The sequence below is a fragment of the Massilia sp. H6 genome (genome assembly GCF_024802625.1).
GTDB lineage: Bacteria > Pseudomonadota > Gammaproteobacteria > Burkholderiales > Burkholderiaceae_D > Telluria.
In genome coordinates this window covers 3,603,128-3,624,362 of sequence record NZ_CP103371.1, presented here as the reverse complement: position 1 = coordinate 3,624,362, position 21,235 = coordinate 3,603,128, and the positions used below count along the sequence as shown (strand labels likewise).

The 21,235-nt window shown below is 67.6% G+C and carries 16 protein-coding genes; 12 read left to right on the top strand and 4 right to left on the bottom strand.

Annotated features, from left to right (window positions below; all coding sequences use genetic code 11):
* Positions 1–30 precede the first annotated feature (30 nt).
* The 6 genes from NRS07_RS16295 to NRS07_RS16270 all read left to right on the top strand — a co-directional run bounded on the left by NRS07_RS16295 (position 31) and on the right by NRS07_RS16270 (position 8,475).
* Positions 31–1,524, top strand: a complete 1,494-nt coding sequence (locus NRS07_RS16295; RefSeq protein ID WP_259208790.1) for a hypothetical protein — start codon at positions 31–33, stop codon at positions 1,522–1,524.
* Entirely contained in the window at positions 1,524–3,026 is a 1,503-nt protein-coding gene (locus NRS07_RS16290) for a hypothetical protein (RefSeq protein ID WP_259213301.1), read from the top strand. The genes NRS07_RS16295 and NRS07_RS16290 overlap by 1 nt, the downstream gene beginning before the upstream one ends.
* Before the next feature lie 26 nt (positions 3,027–3,052).
* Positions 3,053–3,523 (top strand): hypothetical protein, encoded by a 471-nt coding sequence (locus NRS07_RS16285; RefSeq protein WP_259208789.1) that lies wholly within the window; start codon positions 3,053–3,055, stop codon positions 3,521–3,523.
* A gap of 21 nt (positions 3,524–3,544) precedes the next feature.
* Entirely contained in the window at positions 3,545–7,237 is a 3,693-nt protein-coding gene (locus NRS07_RS16280; protein WP_259208787.1) for a tubulin-like doman-containing protein, read from the top strand.
* Positions 7,234–8,085, top strand: coding sequence for a hypothetical protein (locus NRS07_RS16275; RefSeq protein WP_259208785.1), 852 nt, complete (start codon positions 7,234–7,236; stop codon positions 8,083–8,085). Before NRS07_RS16280 ends, NRS07_RS16275 begins: the two co-directional genes overlap by 4 nt.
* Positions 8,086–8,178: 93 nt before the next feature.
* On the top strand, positions 8,179–8,475 hold the full coding sequence (locus tag NRS07_RS16270; protein WP_259208783.1) for a hypothetical protein: 297 nt from the start codon (positions 8,179–8,181) through the stop codon (positions 8,473–8,475).
* 50 nt (positions 8,476–8,525) lie between these two features.
* On the opposite strand, the gene NRS07_RS16265 is transcribed toward NRS07_RS16270, so the two are convergent.
* On the bottom strand, positions 8,526–10,601 hold the full coding sequence (locus tag NRS07_RS16265) for a GGDEF domain-containing protein (RefSeq protein ID WP_259208781.1): 2,076 nt from the start codon (positions 10,599–10,601) through the stop codon (positions 8,526–8,528).
* Between the two features lie 258 nt (positions 10,602–10,859).
* Between NRS07_RS16265 and NRS07_RS16260 the strand changes: the two genes are divergently transcribed.
* From NRS07_RS16260 to NRS07_RS16250, 3 genes are all read left to right on the top strand, one after another.
* The gene (locus tag NRS07_RS16260; protein WP_259208780.1) at positions 10,860–11,729 is read left to right on the top strand and encodes an ABC transporter ATP-binding protein; all 870 of its coding nucleotides are present in this window, start codon (positions 10,860–10,862) and stop codon (positions 11,727–11,729) included.
* On the top strand, positions 11,726–13,288 hold the full coding sequence (locus NRS07_RS16255; protein WP_259208777.1) for a hypothetical protein: 1,563 nt from the start codon (positions 11,726–11,728) through the stop codon (positions 13,286–13,288). The genes NRS07_RS16260 and NRS07_RS16255 overlap by 4 nt, the downstream gene beginning before the upstream one ends.
* An 83-nt stretch (positions 13,289–13,371) precedes the next feature.
* Positions 13,372–14,130 carry a DUF2243 domain-containing protein gene (locus NRS07_RS16250; RefSeq protein WP_259208776.1) on the top strand — a complete coding sequence of 253 codons (759 nt, stop codon included), beginning with the start codon at positions 13,372–13,374 and terminating at the stop codon, positions 14,128–14,130.
* Between the two features lie 21 nt (positions 14,131–14,151).
* Here NRS07_RS16250 and NRS07_RS16245 read toward each other — a convergent pair whose 3' ends face one another.
* The 3 genes from NRS07_RS16245 to NRS07_RS16235 form a co-directional block, all read right to left on the bottom strand.
* On the bottom strand, positions 14,152–15,909 hold the full coding sequence (locus tag NRS07_RS16245) for an ABC transporter ATP-binding protein (RefSeq protein WP_259213300.1): 1,758 nt from the start codon (positions 15,907–15,909) through the stop codon (positions 14,152–14,154).
* 40 nt (positions 15,910–15,949) lie between these two features.
* On the bottom strand, positions 15,950–17,716 hold the full coding sequence (locus NRS07_RS16240) for an ATP-binding cassette domain-containing protein (protein WP_259208774.1): 1,767 nt from the start codon (positions 17,714–17,716) through the stop codon (positions 15,950–15,952).
* 133 nt (positions 17,717–17,849) lie between these two features.
* On the bottom strand, positions 17,850–18,518 hold the full coding sequence (locus tag NRS07_RS16235) for a phasin family protein (RefSeq protein WP_259208771.1): 669 nt from the start codon (positions 18,516–18,518) through the stop codon (positions 17,850–17,852).
* 234 nt (positions 18,519–18,752) lie between these two features.
* Here NRS07_RS16235 and NRS07_RS16230 point away from each other — a divergent pair, with 234 nt between their 5' ends.
* Genes NRS07_RS16230 through NRS07_RS16220 form a run of 3 tightly spaced genes read left to right on the top strand, consistent with a single transcriptional unit; the run spans position 18,753 to position 21,184 of the window.
* Positions 18,753–20,069 carry an amidohydrolase family protein gene (locus NRS07_RS16230; RefSeq protein WP_259208770.1) on the top strand — a complete coding sequence of 439 codons (1,317 nt, stop codon included), beginning with the start codon at positions 18,753–18,755 and terminating at the stop codon, positions 20,067–20,069.
* Between the two features lie 42 nt (positions 20,070–20,111).
* Positions 20,112–20,639: a GNAT family N-acetyltransferase gene (locus tag NRS07_RS16225; protein WP_259208767.1), complete on the top strand. Its 528-nt coding sequence runs from the start codon at positions 20,112–20,114 to the stop codon at positions 20,637–20,639.
* The gene (locus NRS07_RS16220; RefSeq protein WP_259208765.1) at positions 20,636–21,184 is read left to right on the top strand and encodes a GNAT family N-acetyltransferase; all 549 of its coding nucleotides are present in this window, start codon (positions 20,636–20,638) and stop codon (positions 21,182–21,184) included. The genes NRS07_RS16225 and NRS07_RS16220 overlap by 4 nt, the downstream gene beginning before the upstream one ends.
* The last annotated feature ends 51 nt before the right edge of the window (positions 21,185–21,235 follow it).

The following is a 21,235-nucleotide window of genomic DNA, read 5'->3' as shown; positions in this document are numbered from 1 at the left end:
ACGTCGACAACACGAGGCAAGCCGAGGACAATGAACCACCGATGGGAAACCCCTGCCAGCGTCTGGCAGGAAGACGAGCGCAGCGGAGAGTTCGCATTGCTGGCCACCGAAGGGCTGGGCCGCATCGACTGGCGTGACCACGCCCGGGGCCGTCTGCCCGACGTCGCCCATCTGCTCGGCGCCTCGCTGCCGGTCGCCTGCGACTGCGCACCGATCTTTCCCGAAGGGTTCGCCTTTTGCCCGCACTGCGGCCGCAGCCTGCTGCGGCTGCCGGGGACGCCTGCGCGCCAGCCCGGTTGGTGGGGGCCGGGCATGGATGCCCAGCTGCCGCGGCATGTTCCGCATGGTTTGCCGGTGACCTCGCTGGCGCTGGGCGACAGCCTCGAGGAGCGTCCGGCCGCGCCCCACGTCGGCCGCCCCGACCTGGCCCTGCCGGCGCCGCCCAACGCGCAGTGCGTGTTCGCGGCGTCCCATTACGGTTTTCCCGAGCAGCGCCTGCTGGCGCTGGCGCACACGCGCGGCGTGCTGCAATACTGGGATCCGCTGGCCGGGTTGTGGCATGTGATGACGCCCGACGATGGCGCCGCCAGCCTGGCCTTTACCGCCTCTGCCTATGCCTGGCTGCCGGTGCTCGAACCGCGCCGCGGCGAGGTGGCGATCGTGCCCACCAGCAGCGGCCTGCAGCGCCTGTGGATCAACCCGGTCAGCGAAACCTACCGCACCGAACCGGTACTCGAGGCGCCGCTGGTGGCCGCGCCCGGCGCCATGCGCCGCCACATCGCCTGCCTGATCGGGCCCGCTGCCGATATGAATGGCACGGTGCGCCTGTGGAGCGCGCGCAGCGACCTGCTCGAGATCGAAGAATACGCCTGCCCCGACCTGCCCCGGGCCGGCTGGTCGCGCCCGATCGGCTACGACGGCCGGCTGTTCTGGCTGCACCAACAGGGCCAGCTAGCCTGGCGTCCGGGCGCGCCGCCGCTGTTCACGCCGTGGCCGCCGGGCTGGCAGCCGCGCCTCGATTTCGGCGGCCCGACCCAGAGCCGCGATGGCCGCCTGTGGCAGATCGGCCACGACGGCCAGGGCTATTCCTTCCTTGAACTGGGCGCCGACCGGCCCGAAAGTGCGCCGATCGACGGTGCACGCCTGGGTTTTGCCAACTTCTTGTTCCGGCGCGGCCACCCGGTCCTCGACGAGCCCTGGTCCGGCGAGCATGTCGAAGACCCGAACCAGGACGATACGCTGGTGCTGCCGCTGCTGCGCGGCTTTAATAACAACCGTAGCCAGCCAAGCGGGCTGGTGCTGCGGTTTCACAAATACACCGGGCGCGCCGAAGATGCGCTCGAAGCGCGTGTGCTGCCCCGTACCACGGTCGAATGGATTGGCCGGCGCAATGTCATCCTGGACGAAGTGGTTCGCCTGTCGCGGCCCCTCGACTGCCTGCCCTTTGTTTACGCCGGCTGTTTGTGGCTGCACCATCCGGACTGGAACCAGATCCGCGGCTGGCGCTTGGAAGAGCCGGCGTGATGGGCGCCGCATGCCGATCGCTCGCCGCGGCCTTGCTGCTGCTGTGCGCGGCGCTGCCGGCTGGCGCGGCGCCGTCCGCCACCGCCCACGTTTTTCTGGTGCAGAACTCGGGCTGGATGGAGCCGTTCTATACCGATCCGGCCTCGCAGTTCAAGCCGCTGGTCGGTGCGCTGGCCGGGGCCGTGGTGCAGCCCGGCGACGCGCTGGTGCTGGCGGCCTTTAACCAGTCCATGCCGAATGCCCCTTCACCGCGGGCGTTATTGTCGTTCAAAGCCGAGCCGAAGGCAGTGCGCAGCCGCGTCGACCAGGCGCTGGCCGGCCTCGAAGTGGCGCGCAAGCCGGGCAGCGCCGCACTGGCCGATACCGACCTGGGCGAAGCCGTGCAGGCTGCGATCGTCAGCGCGCTGGGCGGCAAACCGGGCATCGTCTGGCTGGTGACGAACAACCGCAACAGCCCCAATAACGACCAGGCCACTGCCGCCCGCAACCGCGAGTTCTACCAACTGATCCACCGCGGCGCGGCAATCGACAAGGTGGTGGCCTTTGCGCTGCGCATGCCGGTGCAGGGCAGGCATTACAGCGCCAACGGGCTCATGGTCTACGCTTTTGCGGTCGGCGCGCCCGGCGAACGTGCGCTCGACGCGCTGCTAGCGTCGGGGCGCGTGGCCAGCGTGATCACCGAGCGGCCGGCCCGCCTCAAGCCGCTCGACCGCGATACCGTGCGCTTGAGCCCCGCGCAGGTGGAAAACGCGCCCGGCGTGGCGTTTTCGCAGGCGCCCGGCGGAACGCTGCGCGCCGACGTCGATCCAGATGCCCGCACGCCGCAGGCGAGCATCCGATGGCAGCTCGAAAACGCGATGTACCCGTACACCATCACCTCGGCCGAGCTTAGCGCGCGTTCGATACTGGCCGGCGAAGACCGCAAGATCGTGCTGGCCAGCAGCCGCGTGGACCAGCTGGCGCCGGGCAGGCCGGTGCCGCTGGGCTCGACCATGCAGCTGCCGGTCGCCCAGCTGCCCGACAAATGGTCGATGGCGGCGCTCAAATCGGCCGGGTCGGCCTATGTGCTGCCAGGACAGATCGAACTGCGCCTGGCGAAGCAGAAACTGGCGCTGTCGCAGGATTTCCGCCAGCGCATGGCCGCGCTGTTCCCGGGCGACCCGCTACCCGACATCTTCACGCCGCCCAGCACCGTGCAGGCATCGCGCGCGGTGCTGCCCCTGGAGGTGCGCGTGCATTACGGCATGGCGCCGCTGGCAGTGCTGGGCGGCCTTGCGGCGGCGCTGCTGGCGGCGCTTGGCGCCGCAGCCTGGGCTTACGGCCGGCCGCGGCTAGCCCAGCTCACCGTCGAGGACGAGCCGCGCACCATGCGCGCCCGGCCCGGCACGGTCCAACCCATCTACGACAAGGCAGGCGCCCAGGTGGCGCAGCTCAAGACCACCCTGTTCGGCCACCAGCTGCTTGATGTGCGCGAAGGCGCGCAGGTACGGCTCGGCCGCTAGACAACAACAACAAAGGAAACCGAACCATGCAGGCAAACCAGTCTCCATCGACACCATCCCAGGCCGACCCGGGATTCAAGCTGCCCGACGAATCGACTGGCTCGCGCGACGGGCTGCCCGAGGCCACGCCCGATGCCGGGTCGGATCGCGCCGGCCGCCCGGTCGAAGTGGTGTCCGGCACCACTGGTGCACCGGCACCCGTGACCGACACCTCGACGCGCGACCTGGCCATCGGCGCGCTGGTGTTCGTGGTGCTGCTGGTGGTGTATTTCTTCGTGCGTAACGCGTATGTGCACCACCTGGTCGTGCGGCGCGTGGCGCCGTCGTCGGCGGGCAGCGCCGGCTGGATGCTGTTCGTGGGCCTGGCCTTTTTATCGGCGGCCGCAGTACTGGCGATCATTAATGCCAGCCAATTCCTGACCTTCGCCGTTACCGGCCCGCTGGTGGCGGTAGGCCTGATCGCGCTGGTCGCGGCCCTGTTCGTCGGCCGTCGTTAAGATCATTGAAAGAACTATGCCATGGCTGAATTTCCTACTCCTGCTAGCCTCAATCCCGGCGTGAACGCCAAATCCGAGCTCAAGGTCGACCTGCGCCCGACGCTGTTCATCGGCGCCGGCGGCACCGGCATGGAAGTCATGATGCGCATCCGCCGCCGCATCCTGTCGGCGGTCTGGAACCGGCACCACCCGACCCGCGTCGAATCGATCGGCGACTTCCCGGTGGCGCGCTTCCTGCACTTCGACCTCGACAACAATGCCGTGATCGACGAAGGCAAGTCGCAGCGCACCGACCCCTGGTACGAACTGGTGAAACTCACCGAAGAAGAGCGCCTGGTCGAGCCGCTCGATTTGCCGCAATACCACGAGTCTGACGACAGCCTGGCGCGCTTTCCGCTGATCGAAAGCTGGATGCCGCTGCGGCCCAAGAAGCTGCGCTCGCTCGGCATCGATCCTTCGAAGGGCGCCGGCCAGATCCGCGCGCTGGCGCGCCTATACTTGTACGACAAATATCCCAAGCTGCGCGGACGCATCAAGGGCGCACTCAATTTTTTGAGCAGTAATGCCGGTATCGAACGCAAGGAAAACTACCAGCGCCTCGGCCTGCAGGTGGACACCTCGAAGTTCCGCATCGTCGTCATCGCCTCGTGTGCCGGCGGCACCGGCGCCGGCAGTGCCATCGACCTGGGCTGGCTGTCGAAGGCCATCGCCCGGCAAGAGGTGTCGGACAGCCAGGTCGACCTGGTGATGTTCATGCCGGGCGGCTTTGCCAAGGCCAACAAGGAGCGCACCGAGGCGAACGCCTATGCCACCCTGATGGAACTCGAAACCGCGATGCGCGACATGAATGCGCAGGTGCAGTGGATGGACCCGGACAGCATCGCGGGCAAGGGTGCTCCGTTCGATGACGTGTATTTCGTCGACACCGCCAATCTCGCCAACAAGGCCACGCTCGACGTCAAGGACCTCTACCAGATGGTAGCCGACACCCTGTTCGAAGATTTTGCCTCGGCCGACTTTGCCAACCGCAAGCGCTCGGTGGCGGTCAACCAGCAGCAGCACAAGCTGGGGCCCTATAACCCGCGCGTGCCCGAGCAGCGTTTCGGCGACATGCGCCTGTCTTATTCCAAGGTCTATTCGGCCTTTGGCCAGGCCGTGCTCGATACCCAGCAGAGCCTGCGCGACGATATCCGCGCCTATGAACTGGCCGGCTTGATGGTAAAGGCCTTCTTTGGGCTGGTCGGTACCGACGGCAAGGGCGGCGCGCGCGACGGCGTCAGCGCCGCGCGCCGCGCCGGCGACGGCGAACGCGACACCTTCATGCGCGAGCAGATGGACATGGGCGAGCGCCCGTTCGATGCCTTTCCGGACTTTCGCAAGGGCACCGTGGACGTCACGCCGTTCCCCGAATACGCGCTGACCAGCACCCTCCTGCTCGACAAGGACGGGCGCTCGCTGCTCGAGCGCGTCGAGAGCAAGGTGCAGCTCGAGGTCGACCGCATCATGGCCTCGTATGACATCAGGCAGTGGCGCGAGCAGGTGGCCGAACTGCTGCCGCAACTCGAACGCGACGCGATCCGCGAAGCCGGCGCCACCGCCGAGACCAGCGAAGACCGCATCAAGCGCAGGACCGGGGAACTCAGTGGCGAACTGAAACATAAAGTGCGCGAGCGGCTCTACGCGCTGCTAGACGACCGCAAGCAGGGCGGTCTCGAATTCGTGCTGTCGCTGCTGGAGCAGGTCAAGGCGCGCCTGTCGCAGCGCGACCTGGCCAATGCCGAGCGCAATGGACGGCGCTACCGCGACATCCGCGATGCGCTGCGCACCCGCCAGGTGGAAGAGTCGCTCAATAACCTGTCGCAGGCGTCGAACCGCATGTTCGGCAAGGAGCCGCAGGCACGCGAAGTAATGAACCACCTCAAGCGCGACCTGGCCGACTACCTGCGCTTCCACCTGCTGGCGGTGGCGGCCAACCAGTCGATCGAAGTAATGCGCAACATGTCGGCCTGGCTGGGCGAGCCCCAGAGCACCGACGAGCAGGGCCAGGCCCAATGGAGCGGCATCGCCGGCGAATTCCAGGAGGGCCGGCGTCAGGTCCAGGCCATGCTGGCAGCGGCCGACCAGCGCATCAGCCAGCTGCGCGCCGATGCGCGCCAGGAACATGCGACCTATATCAAGCTGGCCGCCGACGTGCTGCCGCCGCCGTTACGCCTCAGTGGCGACGTCGGCGCCTGGAGCGAAGAAGTGCTGCTCGAATTCGGCGGCTCGGCGCGGCTGTTCCCGCAGCTGGGCGACGAGCGCCTGCGCGCCGACCTGCTGCTCAAGCTGTTTCGCCGGGCGCAGTTGCAGCTGACCAGCCAGGAGCTCGAGCAGCCCGAGCCGGTCGACCCGCTGCTGGAACGCTTATCAAGCATGAGCCCGCCAGAGCGCCAGCGTGTATTTGCCGAATGGATCCGTAGTGCGATGCCCTGGGTGAATGCGCGCTTCTCGGCCGAATTCACGCCTGCCGCCGACCAGTTCAAATGCTTCATCGGCGTCGGCGACGCCGGCGCCTGGCGCAAGATGGAGGCCGAACTACGCGCGGCGGTGCCGACCGGCCACTTCCATGGCGACTTGCTATCCGTGGTCAACACGGGCATTGCGGGCAAGGCGGTTTGCTATATCGAGCTGTCGGGCTATCCGATGACGGTGCTGCGCGGGCTGCCGACCTGGCGCGCCTCGTACCAGATCGAGAACCCGAAGATCCCGACCCACCTGCATTTCGACGCCACCCGCTTTCGCCATCCGCTGTCGCCATCGATGGACGAACTCAATCGCCTGGCCGACGACTACGAATGGTTCCTGCAGGCGATCGCGCTCGGCGTCATCCGCCGCAAGCCAGACCTGGGCGACCGCGAGGCGAGTTTCCAGCCGCGCGGACAATACCTGTTCGAGGTCGAGCCGGGCTCGGGCGAGTGGCTCCAGATCGGCAACGAATTCGCGGTCCGCTCCAACGGCTTGCCGCCGTATTACCGCGACGGAGTGATCAACGCGGTGCGACATCGCCTGGCCAATGCTGGTGCGCACCAGTTGCTGCTGCTGGCGGCGCTGATGCGTCACTACCAGCTGCGCGTGTACGAGCCGCGGCTCGAAGTCGACGAAACCGGCGCCCAGCTGCCGTCGCCCTCGCTGCCGAACATCACCGCGCGGCGCCTCTACGACGAGTGGATTCGCCGCGCCGCCGCGCTCGACCCATCGCTGGCGCCGGTGAAAATCGAGGCCGCGCTGGCCAGTATCGGGCAATGGACCGAAACGGTGCCCGACTCCAGCCTTGATGCCTACAGCTGGGAAGTCGAGCGTCCGGTGGACAAGCGCGTGATCCTGCCGGCCTACCTCATGAGCGAGGAAGGCGCCGCCCGGGCGCTGGCAGCGCCGGCTGCAGCGGCGGTCGACCTGGCCAAGCCCCGGATCGGTCACGACCCCCAACCGGCGGACCAGCCGCGCTACAAGCTGTTCATGCAGGGCGCCCAGCGCGGTCCGTTCACGGTCGACGAGATCGTCCAGTTGGCGGCGCGCGGCGAGGTCGATGCGGCGACCCGCGCCTGGAGCATGGCCTGGAACCCGAAAACCGACAAGTGGAGCACCGTCGGCGCGCTGCCAGAACTGGCAATGGTGTTTGATCACTTGATTCCCGATCCGGATGACGTGGATAACGCCATCCCGGATCCTGAATGAAGGACGGTATGGTGCAAGACGACACGCTCCACCGCTGCATCGGCCCCCATTGCGCACGCCTGATGCCGAGGCGGGTGAACTTTTGTCCCTGGTGCGGCACTGCCCAGCAGGTAGCGCAGCGGACCGTCACCGCGCCGCCGCTGCTGGACAAGCCGCCGCCGCTGGCGCCACGCCCGGCGCCAGCGCCGCCTGCCGTCCAGCCGGTCGCCGCTGCGGCCGCTGCGGTCGCTGCAGTCGCTCCTGGCGCGCCTGCCGTCTCCAGCGCGCCCACCTCGGCGCCACCGCCCTCGGCACCGGCCGTCCCGGCCACGCCGCCGCCCGCCACCGCTAGCGGGGCCGGACCCGGCATACCGCCGCCGCCGGGAGTCCGCGCCGCGCCGCTGCCGGCGCGCCCGCCGCAGCGGCCCCCGGTGCGCCTGCGCTCGTGGGTCGCCGCGCTGGTGCTGCTGGGGGTGGTCTGGACCGTGGTCAAGCCTGAAGGCAGCCGTATCGAGCGCCGCATGGAACGCGCGGTGTCGCTGGCGGTCGAATGCAAGGCGCGCGACGCGCAAGATGAACTGATTGCCTTGCGCGGCACCCGCGCCACGTCCGAGCAGTTGCGCCAGGTGCAGTCGTCGCTGAACAAGGCGGCGGCCGATTGCACGCGCGCCGAGCAGCGCGCCAGGGCCTGGACCGATACTGGCGCTGCAGTGCAGAAACTGCGCCGCGCACGCGCCTATGACAAGGCGCTGGCGCGCCTGGCGACTTTTACCAGACGCTGGGGCGAGGACGACGCCACCCGCGCGCTGATGCAAGACATCAACGACGAGCGCGAGCATCCGCTGGCAGACCCGAGGCGTGGCGAATAAGCCTGCGCTGACCCCGATGCACGCGACGATCGATCCACCGTGTCCTGCACCATCGGTGTATGCTTATTGGCAACTAGATAGCAGGAGTGCGACATGAAAACCCCGATCCTTGTCATGCTGCTGGCGCTTGCCGCGCTGGCTGGCTGCAACCGTGATGACGACGCAGTCGGGCCGGCCCAAAAGGCCGGCAAGGCGCTCGACGATGCCGGCGTGCGGGTGTCGCGCCAGGTCGAAAACGAGCTGGCCCGGGCCGACCGCGCCACCGCCGAAGCGCGCGACAAGATCAAGGACGCGACCCGGGACGCCAAGGGCGGTCTCGAGCGCACTGCCGAGCAGGTCGGCAAGAAGGTGGAAGACGCCGGCGAGAAAATCAAGGACATCGCCGACTAGTCGTTGCCGTGCCTGGCCGCGCGCATCGCTAAAGCGCGTGCGCTACCACCTCAGGCGCTGGCCCGTTGCTCCAGCACGGTGCCATGCACCACCGACAGGTCGACCTGCCCATTGCGCCATGCCCGCTCCAGGTTCTGCTCGATGTCCTCGAGGCTGACCTCGGCCGGGTCGCCCAAGCTGCGCACGCAATAGGCGCGGTTGCGGCCATGCGCCTTGGCCAGGTACAAGGCCATGTCCACCACGTTGACCGCGCGCTCCCACGGCAGTACCTCGTCGCCGTAGGCCAGCGGGAAGGGTGCGAAACCGATCGAGACATTGACCGCCAGGGTGTGGCCGCCATGCGCGATCGATACCGCCGAGATGCCGCTCAGGATGCGCTGCGCCACTTCGTCGAGGCGGTGGCGCGGCACGGTCGGCAAGAAGGCCAAAAATTCTTCACCGCCCCAGCGCACGATCATGTCGGTTTCGCGCAGGATCTCGCGCAGGCTGGCCGAGATGGCCGTCAGCACGGCGTCGCCGGCGGCGTGGCCATAGGTATCGTTGATATGCTTGAAGTGGTCGACGTCGAGCAGGAACAGGCCACCGCACTGCTCGCTGGCGATCGCACCGGCGGCGCGCATGCTTGGCTGCGGCTGCGGCTGCGGCTCGCTGCGCATGTAATCCAAAAAGTGGCGGCGGTTGTACAGTCCGGTCAGCGGATCGCGCACGCTCTGCTGCTTGAGTTCCTTGTTCTTCTCAAACAGCTGGGCGTTGGCATGGCGTACCTTGCGGTACAGCAGGCCGACCACGACCGCCGTCAGCGCGAAGATCGCCGCCAGCAGCCAGATGATGCGTTGCTGCAGGCGATTGACTTCGTTCTCGCTGCGCAGCAGTTCGATCTGGCGCTGCTTCTTCTCGGTCTCGTATTTTTCCTGCAGGTCCAGCACCGCGCGCTGGCGGCGTTTCTGGAACAGCTCGTTCGAGATCTTGCGCTCGCGGTGGTAGGCGCGCAGTGCGCCGGGCAGGTCGCCCATGCGCTCGAGCGCCTGTCCGTATTCGACCAGCACGATCTGCAGTTCGGGCTGGTCGCCGAGGTTTTCGTAGGCCGTCATGCCGGCTTCGATATGGCGCTTGCCTTCGGCGACGCGGCCCAGGGCCAGGTAGGCCTGGCCCAGGTTAAGGCGCGCGGTCGCTTCGAGTCCGGCGTCGTTAAGGGTGCGGGCGGCAGCGACGGCCTGCTCGGCATACGTGGCGGCGTTACGGTAATCGCGCAGCTTCAGGTAGCAGTCCGAAAGGTTGACCAGCGAATAGGCCACCATCGAATCGGCGCCGATGCTGCGCTCGATCGCCAGGCTTTCCAGCAGCGCCTTCAGGCCGCGTTGGTACTGCCCGGTGGACACGGCCAGGCCATATTCGGCATGCTTGAGCGTTGCCATGCGTCCAGGCGAATTGGTCTTTTGCGCCGCCTCGAGCGCTTCGGCCAGTGCTTCGAAGCCCTTGTCGTATTCGCGCATCTGACCATACAGGCTGATCAGTGCGTTGAGCGACATGACCACCTGGACCGGGTCGCCGTTCTTGCGCGCCATCGTGGCCGCGGTCTGCAGGCGCTCAAGTGCCTTTGGAAAATTGCCTTCCTCGGCCCAGGAATCGCCCGACGAGATCGCCGCGCGCACTTTCAGCTCGGCGTCATCGGTGGTAGCGGCCAGCTTTTCCGCTTCCCACACCAGGCGGTGCGACTCGGCCAGCTCGGAGCCGCGGTAGGCCATATACGCCTTGCGCAGCAAACCCTTGGCCAGCGCGGCATTGTTCTCGTACTGGCGGCCGAGCGCCACCAGCTCGTCCGCGACCGCATTGGCTTCGTCGAGCTTGCCTACCGCGTCATAGGCGTTGGACAGCTGGTTCAGGAATTCAATGCGCTCGGGTAGCGGCGCGGCGCGGCCCTCGGCCTCGATGGCCTGCAGCAGCGGCAGGGCGCGCTTGCCCGCGTATTTGTTGATTTCGCGGATATCGGCCAGGCGCTGCGCCAGCGGAGCCGCGTCATTGACCTTGTCCGCGCCTGCCATGGCCGTCGCTGCCGCAATGCTCAGCACCGCGGCAAGCGCGATGCGTCGGGTACGCGCGGTGGTGCGAGGCGGGCTATTAAGCATGAGCGGTCTCGGGTAGCCAACAAAAAGTAATACAAGATGAATGAAACATTATATTCCTGTTGCGCTTAGGAAATTAAATATCTATTCGCTTGTCACTAAAATGACACATACAAATAGGCGCTGACAGCACCACGCAGGCCGGGTCCGGACCACTCATCTGACGCCCGTGACGCCGTTTCGACGGCCTGTCGCAAATTTCTGTTCACCGCTGCGACATTTTCTTATAGTTGAGCCAACTATTCCAACAAGGAGATACGCATGCTTGAACTGCGCGGCGTCACCAAGCATTTTGGCAAACAAGTCAGGGCAGTGCAGGACGTCACGCTCAGCCTCGGGCACGGCGTTGCCGGCCTGATCGGCCACAACGGCGCCGGCAAGTCGACCCTGATGCAGATGATTGCCACGCTGACCCGTCCCACCAGCGGCCAGATCCTGTTCGACGGGGTCGATATCGCCCGCAAGCCCGAGACGATCCGGCACCGGCTGGGCTACCTGCCGCAGGATTTCGGCGTCTACCCGAACCTGAGCGCACTCGAATTCATGCAGTATTTCGCCGCGCTCAAGGGGGTACGCGACAGTGCCCGCATTCGCCACCTGCTCGAACTGGTGAACCTGCACGACCAGTCCCACCGGGCCGCCGCATCGTTCTCGGGCGGCATGAAGCGCCGGCTCGGGATTGCCCAGGCCCTGCTGAACGATCCTGACATCCTCGTGGTGGACGAGCCCACCGCCGGCCTCGATCCGGAAGAGCGGCTGCGCTTTCGCAACCTGCTGGCCGAGCTGGGCCAGGGCAAGCTGGTGCTGCTGTCCACCCATATCGTGTCGGACGTGGAGAGCATCGCGACCGAACTGGTGGTCATGCGCGCCGGCCGGCTGGTGGCGCATGAGACGCCAGCGGCGATCCTGCAGCGCGCCCGTGGCCAGATCTGGACGGTCAAGGTCGCCGAGCACGACTACGCGGCGCTGCGCGAGCGCGTCCATGTGCTGCAGGCGCAGCGCCAGGGAGAGCGTGTGGCGCTGCGCATCGCCCACCCGGAACTGCCCTGCCTTGGCGCTTGCGAGGCCGAGCCGAGCCTGGAAGAAGCGCTGATGGCGCAGCGCTATGCGCTGCAGGCGCAGGCCGCATGATGCGGCATGTCTCATTGCGCACCGTGGGCGTGCTGGCGGCGAACGAAGTGCGGCTGCGCATGCGCCGCCTGTCGACCCTGGCTACCGTACTGGCGATCGCCGCCATCAGCTGGGCCATGATTGCCGACCCTGCGGGCGGCAGTACCTTGCTGGTGGTGGACGGGGCGCGAGTGCTGTACACCAGCTCGGCGCTGGCGCTGGGCAGCGCCAGCCTCGCCGGCCTGCTGTTCTCGCTGGCCGGCTTTTACCTGGCACGCGGGCGCACCGGCGAAGACCTGCGCTGCGGCATCGGCGCGGTGGTGGGCGCCACCCCTGCGGGCAACCTGCTGCTGGTGGCCAGCCGCTGGCTCGGAACCGTCGGCGGCCTGGCGATCCTGCTCGGTGCGTTCATGCTCACCATGGTTCTGCTGCACCTGCTACGCGGCGAAGGCCCGGTCCAGCCTCTGGTCTACCTGCAAACCTATTGCGTGATGCTGCTGCCGATGGTGCTGTTCGCTGCCAGCTGCGCGGTGCTCTGCGACAGCTGGGCGCCGCTGATGGGCAAGGGCGGAGACATCCTGTATTTCCTGCTCTGGATGGCGATGCTGTCGCTCGGCCCGATGGTCGAGCAGGGCGTTGCGCCCCCGGCCGTGTCGCTCGTCGACTTCACCGGCCTTGCCCTGACCATGGAGGTGATGCAGCTGCAGCTGGGCACCGACAACGTGGGCGTCGGCGCCATCGCCTTCGATGCCGCGCTCCCGGCCCATGCGCTGCCGCAATGGCTATGGAGCGGCGCCCACATCGCCAATCGCCTGTTGACTGGCCTGCTGGCAATGGCCCCGTTGCTGGCGGCAGCCATGCTGTTCCACCGGTTCTCGCCCGACCGCGTCAAGGCCGGCAGGGCGCGTCGGCGCCGTTCGCCACTGGCCGTGCTCAATGGCTGGCTGCGGCCGCTGGCGCGCCTGGTGCAACCGCTGATGCGGCTGGCCGCGCGCACGCCGGGCGCCCCGGGGCAGGTACTGGCCGAGCTGGCCCTGGTCTTGACCACGGCGCCCGGCGCGATCCTGGCCATCGCCGCCAGCAGCGTGAGCGCGGCGCTGCTGCCCGGCGCGCTGCTGCCGGGCGTACTGGCCGGCGCGCTCGCCTACTGGGGCATCTTGAGCAGCGAGAGCACCACGCGCGACCTCAGTGCCGGCTGCGATGGCTTGAGCGGCGCGCTGCCCGGAGGCGCGGGCCAGCGCTTCGTGCGCCAGTGGGCGGCATCGGTGCTGCTCGGCGCGCTGTTCATTGGCGTGCTGGTGCTGCGCTGGAGCATGGACCAGCCGGTGCGCGCCTTTGCCGCCGCTGCCGGCATGGTGGCCCTGGCCTCGGTGGCGGCCCTGCTCGGCCAGCTGAGCCGTACGCCGCGGCTGTTCCTTGGCCTGTTCCTGTTCGGGCTCTACGTCATGATCAATGTCACGGGGGTGCCGATGATGGATATCGTGGGCTTCCACGGCGCCGCCAGCCTGCTGTCCGCAGCAAGCTTCGTTGCGGCAGGATTCGCGGCGCTGGCGGCCGGGATCGCCTGGAGCCGCCGCTAGCGGTTGCCGCTGGCAAGCGTGCCTGGTGCAGGGGGCAGGTTGGCTATACTGGAGCGGTCCTGCATCGACGCGAGGTGTGTGCAATGTGGAAAGCATCGTGGGTCCGCTGGGCCGTTGCGCTGGGGTTCGCGCTGGGCGGCTTCTTCGACGGTATCTTGCTGCACCAGATCCTCCAGTGGCATCATCTGCTGAGCCAGGTAGCGGGCATGGACGACCTGCGCCTGCAGGTTCTGTGGGACGGCTATTTCCACGCGCTGATGTATGTGATCGCACTGGCCGCACTGGCCGGCTTGTGGTGGCAGCAGCACCAACGCGCTGCGGCCAGTATCCCGGGATGGCCGCTGCTGGGGGCGTTGCTGGTCGGATTCGGTGCCTGGCACATCGCCGATACGGTGCTGTCGCACTGGCTGCTGCAGATCCACCGTATCCGCATCGACAGCGCCAATCCGCTGCTATGGGACCTGCTATGGCTGGCCGGGTTCGGGATTTTGCCATTGGCACTCGGGCTGCGCCTGCTGCGCAAGGGCGCAGGCGGGGGGCTCAACGGCGCGGCCGCCATGCTGGTGCTGGCCGCCGTCACCTCAGGCGCCGGCGCCTGGGCCCTGCTGCCGCCGGCGCAGACCGGCCTGGCCACGGTGGTGTTCGCGCCCGGCGCCGGCCCGCGCCAGGTCTTCGCCGCGCTCGACGCCCTCGATGCGCGCCTGGTCTGGAGCGACCGCGCCATGGCTGTGGTGGTGGTGGCGGTGCCCGCGCAGCGGCGCTGGGACTTCTACCGCCATGGCGCCCTGTTGGTAAGCGGCGCCGGTGTGCCGGCAGGGTGCTTCAACTGGAGCCGTGGCTAATCCTGCCAATATCCATAATCGCTACACCGCGATCTGCTGCAGCAGATACAGACGCTGGTACAGCCCGCCCTCGATTCGCATCAGGGCCTCGTGCGATCCTTGCTCGGTGATGCGCCCGTGGTTGAGCACGATGATACGGTCGGCTGCGCGGATGGTCGACAGGCGGTGCGCGATCGCGATGATGGTCACCGTGCCGCGCAGTTCTTCCAGTGCTTCCTGCACGATTTGTTCGGTGGCGCTGTCGATGCGCGAGGTGGCTTCGTCCAGCAGTAGAATGCGCGGCCGGCCAGCCAGCGCGCGGGCCACCGCGACCAGCTGCTTCTGGCCGGACGACAGGCGCGAGCCGCCTTCGCCCAATTGGGTCTCGTAACCCTGTTCCAGCATCGAAATGAAGCCGTGCGCATGCGCCGCGCGCGCCGCCGCCTCGATGTCTGCCTGCGCCAGGCCGCGCCCCATGTCGATGTTTTCGCGTGCGGTGGCGGCCAGGATGAAGGGATCTTGCGGCACCAGGCCCACCTCGTTGCGAAAGCGCTGGTTGCCGATCGAGGCCAGGTTCAGGCCGCCGATCTCGATGCTACCCCGGTCGGCGGTGTAGTAGCGCAGCAGCAGCGAGAGCAAGGTCGACTTGCCGCTGCCGGTATGGCCGACGATGCCGAAGAACGCGCCCTGCGGCACGTCCAGCGACAGGTCGTGCAGCACGCGCTGGCCCTCGGAGTAGCCGAAGTCCAGGCCGCTTACCCGCACCGCTGGAGCCTGCGCGTCGAACGCGGCATCGTTGCCGATGCGCCCCAGCGCATGTTCGGCGGCGCCGGCCTCATTCATGAGGGCCTCGACGCGCGCGGTCGCGACCACTGCCTGCTGCAGGCCGCTGAACTGCATGGTGATCTGGATCAGCGGCTCGACCACCCGCGCGATATAGGTGATAAACGCGTACAGCACCCCGACCTCGATGGCGTTCATTTCGCGCCGGCCGAAGCCGTAGATCACGACGGTGAGCAGCACCACGTTGAGCAAATCCAGCGCCGGACGCAGCAAAAACGCATTGGCCTTGAGTTCGGCCAGGCGCGCGCGCCGGTGCGCCCGGTTGGTGGCCAGGAAGCGCGCGCCGAAACGCTGCTGCGCATTGCTGGCCTGGAGCACGCTCATGCCGCCGATCGACTCGGCCATCTGGCCGTTGATGTCGCTGCGCAGGGCGCGCGCGCGCGTTACCGCCGGCGCCGACAGGCGCTGGTAGAGCCAGACGATGCCGACCACCGCCGGCACCAGCGCCAGCACCACCAGCATCAGGCGCCAGTCGAGCCAGGCCATTGCCGCCAGTGTGCCGACCAGCACGATGCTTGAATCGAGCATCACGAACAGAACCTGGATGTAGAGCGTCTTGACCGCTTCGGTGTCGTTGGTGACCCGGCTGACCAGCTGGCCGGTGATGGCATGGTCGAAAAAGCGCATCGGCAGGCGCAGCACGTGGCCATAGACCCATTCGCGCAGGCGCCGCACCGAGCGCATCGCCAGGCCCGACAGGCGGATCAGCTGCAGGTAGCGGATCCACGAGGCGGTCCAGCCGGTGAGTACCAGGCCCCCGAGCAGCAGCCAGATGCGGTTCCAGTCCAGGTTGCGCGTCAACAGGTGGTCGTCGATCAGCATCTTGCCCAGCAGCGGCCCAATGACTTCCAGGCCCGCGGCCAGCACCAGCCACAGCGTGGCCCAGTACAGGTGAAGGCGGTCGGGGTGGGCGGCGCGGCGCAGCAGGCGCGCGGCGTGCCTGGCCTGGTCTTTCATGGTGGCGGCCGACGGGTCGTCCCCGGCCGCAGCGTCGGTGTCATTGCGCATCGATGCTGGCCTCCAGTTGTTGATAGCGCCACTGGCTGGCGTACCAGCCGTCGTGCAGCAGCAATTGGTCGTGGGTGCCCGCCTCGTGGATGCGGCCGTCCTTGAGCACCACGATATGGTCGGCCGCGGCCACGCTCGACAGGCGGTGGCTGGCGATGATGGCGGCGCGCGCGGGCCCCGGTGTTGAGCGCATTCTCGCGCGCAGCTCGGCCAGGTGCGCGAGGATGCGCGTTTCGGTGCCGGTGTCCACCGCCGACAGCGCATCGTCGAGCAGCAGCAGCGAACTGTCTGCCAGCAGCGCGCGGGCGATCGCCACCCGCTGGCGCTGGCCACCCGAGAGCGTGATGCCTTTTTCGCCCACCGGCGTGTCGTAGCCCTGCGGGAAGCGCAGGATATCGTCGTGGATCGAGGCCATGCGCGCCGCTTCTTCAACCTCGGCGCGCGCGGCATCCGGGCGCGCCAGGGCGATATTCTGCGCGATGGTGGCCGAGAACAGGAAGGACTCTTGCGGCACCCAGCTCATGGCCGCGCGCAGCGCGTCCAGGCGGTAGTCTTCGAGCCGATGGCCGGCCCAGGTGACGCTGCCTTGCTGTGGCGTCGCCTGGCGCAGCAAGACCCGCAGTAGCGTCGACTTGCCGGCACCGGTCGGGCCGACCAGGCCCAGGGTCTGGCCCGGCTGCACGGTTACGCAGACCTCGCTCAGGGCCGGGCGCTCGGCGTCGCCGTAGGCGAAAGTGACGCCGTCGACGACCAGGGGGCCATGCCCGACCTGCTCCAGCGTGCCGTTGTCGTCGACCGTGAGCGGCGCGTCCAGCAGCGGCTGCAGCCGGGCCAGGCCCGCGCGTCCGCGCTCGATCAGCGACAGCACCCAGCCGGCCGCGAACATCGGCCAGATCAGCTGGCCCAGGTACATCGAAAAGCTGGTCAGCGCGCCGACGCTCAACTGGTTGTTCCAGACCAGGTAGCCGCCCAGGCCCAGCGTCAGCCCGGTAGCGGCGGTCAGGGTCAGGCCGACCGCCGGCTCGTAGGCCGCCTCCCAGCGCTGCGCGGCCAGGCTCGCGTCCGCGGCCTTGCCCGCCAGCTCGCTGAACTGGGCGGCGCTACGCTCTTCGAGGCCAAGCGCGCGCAGCGTACGCACGCCGGTGAGCGACTCCTGCACCTGGTCGTTCAACGCAGAAAAGCGCTTGAGCGCATCGCCTTCGGCCTGGTGGATATGCGACGAGATGCGCCAGAACGCCAGCGCCATCAGCGGAAAGGGCAGCAGGGCGATGCTGGCCAGGCGCCAGTCGACGCCGAGTGTCATGATGCCGAGCACCATCAACAAGGTGAGGGTGCCGTCGAAACCGGCCAGCATGGCTTCGCCGGCGGCCATTTCGATGGCATCGATATCGTTGGTGGCCAGCGCCATCAGGTCGCCGGTGCGCTGGCGCCCGTAGAAGGCCGGACCCTGCGCCGCCAGGCGCGCATACAGGCGGGTGCGCAGTTCGACCCCAAGATGATAGGCGGCCGAATACAGGCGGATGCGCCAGCCTACGCGCAGCACATAGATAGCCAGGCCCAGTCCGAGCAGCTGGCCCAGCCCCACCAGCAGCCCGTGCTGGTCGAGCCGGTGCGCGGCCAGGCCGTCGATCAGCGCGCCCACCTGGCGCGGTATCAAGACCGTGCAGACTGACACACCGGCCAGCATGAAGGCCGACGAGACATAGGCATGCCAATGCCGGCGGACGAATCCGCCGATCAGCCGTGCAAGACTCATGCAGTTTCCTTGAAAATGAAGTGCCCGACGAGGTGGCCAACGATGTGGCCGAAGAACGACAAAGCGGGCCGAAGCCCGCTAGTGTAGTCGCTTTGCCTGTCAAGCGTAGCGCCCGCCCCCCGCTTCAGGTGGCTTACTTGCGGCGCCTGGACGACGATGGCCGCGCCATTTTCGGCACCTGGACCGTGGCCTCGGCGGCCGGCACCGGCGCGCTGGCAGGATGCGGGGCGACGCCGGCCTGCGGCTCGCCCTGGCCGGCGGCCATCACGATCTCGGTCTGTTCGGCGACGGGCACCGGCTCGGACTGGCTTGCCGGCTGCTCGGCTACGCGCTGCTGTTGCTGTTGCTGTTCTTGGCCAGAATGCGCCACCACCACCAGTTCGGTTTCGCCGTCCGACGCCGGGCTGGCCGCATGGGCGGTGTCTGCCGCCGTTGCCGCCAAGCCCGCGGCATCCGGCTGCACACCCCCCGCAATGCGCATCAGTTCACGGCTATAGCTCATCAGGCTATGCATCTGTTCTTCGGCAGCGCCGCCCAGGGTCAGGAAGTCGCGCGGATCGCGCGAGGCGAGCAGCGACTGCGCGGCACGGGTGGCGCATTCCACCGACGCCCGCGAGGTGGCCAGGTTCAGGGCCAGGACGCGGCTGGCGCTGTCGAAAGCCTGGCTGGTGAAGGATTGCAGCAAATCGACCTGGGTGCGCAACGGGGCGGGAATCTGCCCCCCGGGCGCTGGCGCAAACGGCATCGGGAACGCGGTCTTGCCTGCTGCTGCTGCGAAAAACTGCTCTGCAAGTGAAGTCATAGTGTTTCCTTTAGTCATTTATGGCGCGCTGCAATATCGGCTAGTGTATCCATGAATGCCTTTGCTTGCAAAGGGAAACTTGTCCTGCTCACACTCTGTTCTTGATAAGAAATATTGCGGTGCAGCATAAACGATGCGGCTGGCATAGCAGGACCGTCCGGCGCGCCGGGTGGTCGGGGCGCCTGCGCCTTGCCAGCAGCCGCTACAATAAGCCGACCAAGACAAGGAGCCCGCATGGATCTCGTGATTCGCAACGCCACCCTGCCCGACGGCCGCCGCGGCATCGACATCGGCATCGACGGCGGCCGGATCGCCGCCGTCGAAACGCGTCTCGCGGCCCGGGGCGCGCGCGAGATCGACGCCGGCGGCGACCTGGTCACCCCGCCGTTCGTGGACGCCCACTTTCACATGGATTCGGTGCTCAGCCATGGACTACCGCGCGTGAACCGCAGCGGGACCCTGCTCGAAGGCATCCGCCTGTGGGGTGAACTCAAGCCGCTGCTGGCGCAAGAAGCGCTGATCGAGCGCGCCATGCATTATTGCGACTGGGCGGTGGCGCGCGGGCTGCTGGCGATTCGCAGCCACGTCGATATCTGCGACGACCGGCTGCTGGCGGTCGAGGCGCTGCTGGAAGTCAAGCGTCTGGTCGCCCCCTATCTCGACCTGCAACTGGTCGCCTTCCCCCAGGACGGCCTCTTGCGCAGTGCCAGCGCGTTCGCCAATCTTCGGCGCGCCATCGCGATGGGGGTGGATGTGGTGGGAGGCATCCCGCATTTTGAACGCACCATGGCGCAGGGCGCGGAGTCGATCCGTCTGCTGTGCGAATTCGCGGCCGAGCAGGGTTTGCGGGTGGACATGCATTGCGACGAGACCGACGACCCGCTGTCGCGCCACATCGAAACGCTGGCCTACGAAACCCATCGCCTCGGCCTGCAGGGCAGGGTGGCCGGTTCGCACCTGACGTCGATGCACTCGATGGATAACTATTATGTGAGCAAGCTGCTGCCCCTGATCGCCGAGAGCGGCGTGGCGGCGATCGCCAATCCCCTGATTAACATCACGCTGCAGGGCCGCCACGATACCTATCCAAAGCGGCGTGGCATGACCCGGGTGCCGGAACTGCTCGCGGCCGGGGTCGACGTCGCCTTCGGCCACGACTGCGTACTGGATCCGTGGTACGGCATGGGCTCGGGCGACATGCTCGAAGTGGCGCACATGGGCCTGCACGTGGCGCAGATGACGGGCAGCGCGGCGATGCACGAATGCTTCCTGGCGGTGAGCGCGACCCCGGCGCGCATCCTCGGCCTCGAGGGCTATGGCCTGGCGCCGGGCTGCCACGCCGACCTGGTGCTGCTCGACGCCGGGTCCACGGTGGAGGCGATCCGCCTGCGCGCGGCGCGCAAGATCGTGATCCGGCGCGGCCAGGTGCTGGCCGAGGCGCCGCCCGCGCGCGCCAGCCTGTACCTGCCCGGACGGCCTTGCGCAACCGATTTCCGCCATGCCGCGCACGATACGCAAGCGGCGCCAGAAAAGCCCGGCGATCCCGGCTAGAATAGGCCGTTTTCAGGCGTCGGTACCGACTTTTCAAGCTCCGTGAAAGACATTCAGATCCGCCGCGCCGGCGACCACGATTTCGACTCGATGTGGAGCATTTTCAGTGTCCATGTCAGCGCTGGCGAAACCTACCCGTTTACCACCGCCCTCACGCGCGAGGCGGGCCACGCCTACTGGCTCGGCCCCGACGTGGCCAGCTTCGTGGCGACCGCCGGCGGTTCGCGCGTGCTCGGCATGTACCGCCTGGTGTCGAACCAGGTCGGGCGCGGCCACCATGTGGCCAATGCCTCGTACATGGTCAGTCCGTCGGCGCAGGGGGCCGGCATCGGCCGCCTGCTGGGAGAGCATAGCCTCGGCGAGGCCCGCAAGCAGGGCTATCTAGCAATGCAGTTCAATTATGTGGTGAGCACCAATACCGCCGCCGTGCGGCTCTGGAAGAAACTCGGGTTCTCGATCGTCGGCACCTTGCCCAAGGCCTATCGTCACAAGCACCTGGGCTATGTCGACGCCTACGTGATGTACCAGTTGCTGAAAGACCCCGACTACTGGCCGACGGTGGATGCATGAGCGCAGGTGCGGGCAGCTGCGCACGGCGCGAAATTCTGTGCACCGCGCGCCTGCGCCTGCGGCTGGCCGATTCCGGCGACGCCGCCTTCTACCTTGAACCGACCAACGACCCGGATTTCATCGCTCATATCGGCGACCGCGGCCTGCGCACACTCGATGCGGCAGCCCGGGCGCTTGAGCAAGGACCGGTGGCGATGCAGCGCAGCCGCGGCCACTCGCTCTACGTGGTGGAGCTGCAAGACGGTGGCGTCCCCATCGGGCTGTCGGGCCTGGTCAAGCGCGAGGCGCTCGACCAGGTCGACATCGGCTATGCCTTCCTGGCTCGCCATCGCGCCCACGGCTATGCCTTCGAGGCCGCGCAGGCGGTCGCCCGGCATGCCCGTACGCTGGGGATCGCGCAACTGGCGGCGATCGCCGCCCCGGCCAACCTCGCTTCGATCGGGCTGCTGCTCAAGCTGGGCATGCGCCTGGACCGATTCGCGGTGCTCGATCCGGGCCAGCCGGGTGTCAATATCTATCTGATGGAGTCGCCCGCGCCGGCCTGACGCAAGGGTAACGGGCGCGCGCGCGCTGTGGTGCTACGATGGTGTTATTAC

What these genes read in the sequence shown, in the direction of transcription:
- NRS07_RS16295 (WP_259208790.1), top strand. Translation starts at nt 31, where the DNA reads ATGAACCACCGATGGGAAACCCCTGCCAGCGTCTGGCAGGAAGACGAG.
- NRS07_RS16290 (WP_259213301.1), top strand. Translation starts at nt 1,524, where the DNA reads ATGGGCGCCGCATGCCGATCGCTCGCCGCGGCCTTGCTGCTGCTGTGC.
- NRS07_RS16285 (WP_259208789.1), top strand. Translation starts at nt 3,053, where the DNA reads ATGCAGGCAAACCAGTCTCCATCGACACCATCCCAGGCCGACCCGGGA.
- NRS07_RS16280 (WP_259208787.1), top strand. Translation starts at nt 3,545, where the DNA reads ATGGCTGAATTTCCTACTCCTGCTAGCCTCAATCCCGGCGTGAACGCC.
- NRS07_RS16275 (WP_259208785.1), top strand. Translation starts at nt 7,234, where the DNA reads ATGAAGGACGGTATGGTGCAAGACGACACGCTCCACCGCTGCATCGGC.
- NRS07_RS16270 (WP_259208783.1), top strand. Translation starts at nt 8,179, where the DNA reads ATGAAAACCCCGATCCTTGTCATGCTGCTGGCGCTTGCCGCGCTGGCT.
- NRS07_RS16265 (WP_259208781.1), bottom strand. Translation starts at nt 10,601, where the DNA reads ATGCTTAATAGCCCGCCTCGCACCACCGCGCGTACCCGACGCATCGCG.
- NRS07_RS16260 (WP_259208780.1), top strand. Translation starts at nt 10,860, where the DNA reads ATGCTTGAACTGCGCGGCGTCACCAAGCATTTTGGCAAACAAGTCAGG.
- NRS07_RS16255 (WP_259208777.1), top strand. Translation starts at nt 11,726, where the DNA reads ATGATGCGGCATGTCTCATTGCGCACCGTGGGCGTGCTGGCGGCGAAC.
- NRS07_RS16250 (WP_259208776.1), top strand. Translation starts at nt 13,372, where the DNA reads ATGTGGAAAGCATCGTGGGTCCGCTGGGCCGTTGCGCTGGGGTTCGCG.
- NRS07_RS16245 (WP_259213300.1), bottom strand. Translation starts at nt 15,909, where the DNA reads ATGAAAGACCAGGCCAGGCACGCCGCGCGCCTGCTGCGCCGCGCCGCC.
- NRS07_RS16240 (WP_259208774.1), bottom strand. Translation starts at nt 17,716, where the DNA reads ATGAGTCTTGCACGGCTGATCGGCGGATTCGTCCGCCGGCATTGGCAT.
- NRS07_RS16235 (WP_259208771.1), bottom strand. Translation starts at nt 18,518, where the DNA reads ATGACTTCACTTGCAGAGCAGTTTTTCGCAGCAGCAGCAGGCAAGACC.
- NRS07_RS16230 (WP_259208770.1), top strand. Translation starts at nt 18,753, where the DNA reads ATGGATCTCGTGATTCGCAACGCCACCCTGCCCGACGGCCGCCGCGGC.
- NRS07_RS16220 (WP_259208765.1), top strand. Translation starts at nt 20,636, where the DNA reads ATGAGCGCAGGTGCGGGCAGCTGCGCACGGCGCGAAATTCTGTGCACC.